We start from the raw sequence: 2,241 nt of genomic DNA, 5'->3' as shown, positions 1-2,241 counted from the left end.
TCAAGGTAAGCGGACGTGGCGGAATTGGTAGACGCGCTAGATTTAGGTTCTAGTGTCGCAAGACGTGAAGGTTCAAGTCCTTTCGTCCGCATCTAAAGGTGCGACCCGTGGCGAATTTAATTCGCCACGGGTCGCACCTCTTTTATGCATAGCTAACTAACCATAAAGGCTCCACTCTCCTTAGGTTTCGTCTCCAGGGATGAATTTCCCCTCAAGTATTTAAGGGAGTTGAGTCCTGATCAATAAAACTCCTGACAAAGCGTAACATTAACCGACATCTTGCCTTAGACTTAAAGAGTAGCTCTTTGGAGAACGATGTCAGTCAACTATGTTCCACCAAGAGTCGCTGCTCAAAGACTTGGAGTTTCAACTCGAACTCTCGAAAGATGGCTCGAAGCAGGGACAATCAAAGGGATCAAGACGCCGGGAGGTCAAAGAAGATACGACTTGGATTCAGTTGTCTCTATTCGACCAGCCAAACCAAAAACAGACATCATCTTATATGCCAGAGTTTCAAGCCGCTCTCAAAAGAGTGACCTTGAACAACAAGTACGCTTTCTTAAGTCTCGTTACCCCGGTTGTGAAGTCATCTTTGACATCGGGTCAGGACTCAACTTCAAAAGAAAAGGACTACAATCCTTACTGGACAGAGTTCTCAGCAACACTTGCGAGCTTATTGTCGTTGCCCACAAAGATCGGCTTTGCCGCTTTGGGTTCGATCTTATCTCATGGCTGTGCGGCAAATTTGAGACAAAGATACTGGTTCTCGACGAAACGCACCTCAGCCCAGAACAGGAAATGGTCGAAGATCTCCTGGCAATCGTCCACGTCTTTAGTTGCCGACTCTATGGACTCAGGAAATACAAAAAACGAATCCTTGATGACAGCGAGTTACCGAGTTTATCCAGTAAAGGAACTTGAGAAGATCTGGAAGAAGTGGGTTGCAGCCTCTCGAAAGGTATACAACATATCGATTGATTATCTAAACAGAGAGCAAGGCTATGTTAAGACTACCAAGAAGGGAGGGAAGCACGGATTTAGGACTTTTTTAAAAAGTTCTGGATTAATTCCTCAATGGTGCATTGATCTAGGTATATCAAAACTTTTAGACAATGCGTCAATGGAAGCTTACACCGCCTGGAAGGAGACGAAAAAAGAGCCACAGTACATTGGTATTGGTAAAAAAAGAAAACTTAACCCTGACAGGGGAAGAAAACTAGCCAGGTTTAGGAGTATTCGCGATCAAACCGCTACTCTAAAGTTCGATCCTACAGCCTATAAAAATGGCCACTGGATGGTTTCGTCTACAAAACATCTACCATTACCAGAATTCAAGGGACACAACTATTGTGTACTGACTAAGGGATCTACTGAATTGACCTTCAACAAAGGTAGGTGGTTTGCTCACTTCCCTGTGCCTCTAAGGACTGAACCAACAATAACCGAGAAAATTATTGCCTTAGATCCGGGCGTCCGCACTTTCGTAACAGGATTTGATGGTTCGGATTTTTTAGAGTTCGGAAATGGTGATTTTAGCAAGTACGCCCACGCTTTGTAGTCATCTCGACCAAATAAAGTCAAAGCTTGACAAACTCAAAGGGAGGAAATTCAAGAGGCTACGTTACAAGCTTAGGAAAGCCATGGAACGCCAACGGACTAGAATAAAAAACCTGCGTTCTGAGATTCATAAACAAGTAGCGTCTTATCTAGCCAGAAACTACGACATTATTGTTATGCCTACTTTTGAGACTTCTCAGATGGTAGCTAAAAAGAGAAGGAAGTTAAGGAGTAAAACTGCTCGCGCGATGATGAGTTGGGCATTCTACCAATTCTCGCAGACTTTAGGGCATTTGTGTAACCGGTACGGTTCCAAGCTCGTGAGAATAACTGAGGAATACACCTCAAAGACCTGCACAAAATGCGGACACATCCATAGGAAACTTGGAGGATCCAAGAATTTTAAATGTCCCAAATGTGGGTATGAAATCCATAGAGATTTCAATGGAGCCGTGGGGATTTTCCTCAAGGCGATGTGGGATACCACCAAAACCTATCATGTCGGTGATGTTGTACTAGATGTCTTAAATGTCTAAGATGTCGCGGTTAAAAGTATCAGTAAGCCAGTCTTCCCCAAAGCTTCCAAATACTCAGATAGTGTTAGACCTGCCCTGTCTGCCATCTCTTTTAGGCCGTCCCAGGCAGCATCTGTAGTTCTAACGGTATGTGATTTTTTCGCTTCTC

The 2,241-nt window shown here is 44.0% G+C and carries 3 protein-coding genes and 1 tRNA gene; all 4 read left to right on the top strand.

All coding sequences use genetic code 11. From position 1 onward, the window contains the following. Positions 1-9 precede the first annotated feature (9 nt). The 4 genes from F6K38_RS39900 (at position 10) to F6K38_RS39885 (ending at position 2,093) form a co-directional block, all read left to right on the top strand. Positions 10-91, top strand: a tRNA-Leu gene (locus F6K38_RS39900). A 224-nt stretch (positions 92-315) separates the two neighbouring features. Continuing rightward, complete coding sequence (locus tag F6K38_RS39895; protein ID WP_287253488.1) at positions 316-921, top strand: IS607 family transposase; 606 nt, start codon at positions 316-318, stop codon at positions 919-921. Continuing rightward, positions 881-1,558: a hypothetical protein gene (locus F6K38_RS39890; RefSeq protein WP_287253486.1), complete on the top strand. Its 678-nt coding sequence runs from the start codon at positions 881-883 to the stop codon at positions 1,556-1,558. The genes F6K38_RS39895 and F6K38_RS39890 overlap by 41 nt, the downstream gene beginning before the upstream one ends. After that, positions 1,524-2,093, top strand: coding sequence for an RNA-guided endonuclease InsQ/TnpB family protein (locus F6K38_RS39885; RefSeq protein ID WP_287253485.1), 570 nt, complete (start codon positions 1,524-1,526; stop codon positions 2,091-2,093). The genes F6K38_RS39890 and F6K38_RS39885 overlap by 35 nt, the downstream gene beginning before the upstream one ends. Positions 2,094-2,241 lie beyond the last annotated feature (148 nt).

Origin of the sequence: Moorena sp. SIO3B2 (assembly GCF_010692525.1) — a bacterium.
GTDB lineage: Bacteria > Cyanobacteriota > Cyanobacteriia > Cyanobacteriales > Coleofasciculaceae > Moorena > Moorena producens.
This window is presented reverse-complemented; position numbering and strand designations above follow the sequence as displayed.

Bases quoted from the DNA above. Each gene is read 5' to 3' on its own strand.
- F6K38_RS39890 (WP_287253486.1), top strand. From the start codon at position 881: ATGACAGCGAGTTACCGAGTTTATCCAGTAAAGGAACTTGAGAAGATC.
- F6K38_RS39885 (WP_287253485.1), top strand. From the start codon at position 1,524: ATGGTGATTTTAGCAAGTACGCCCACGCTTTGTAGTCATCTCGACCAA.
- F6K38_RS39895 (WP_287253488.1), top strand. From the start codon at position 316: ATGTCAGTCAACTATGTTCCACCAAGAGTCGCTGCTCAAAGACTTGGA.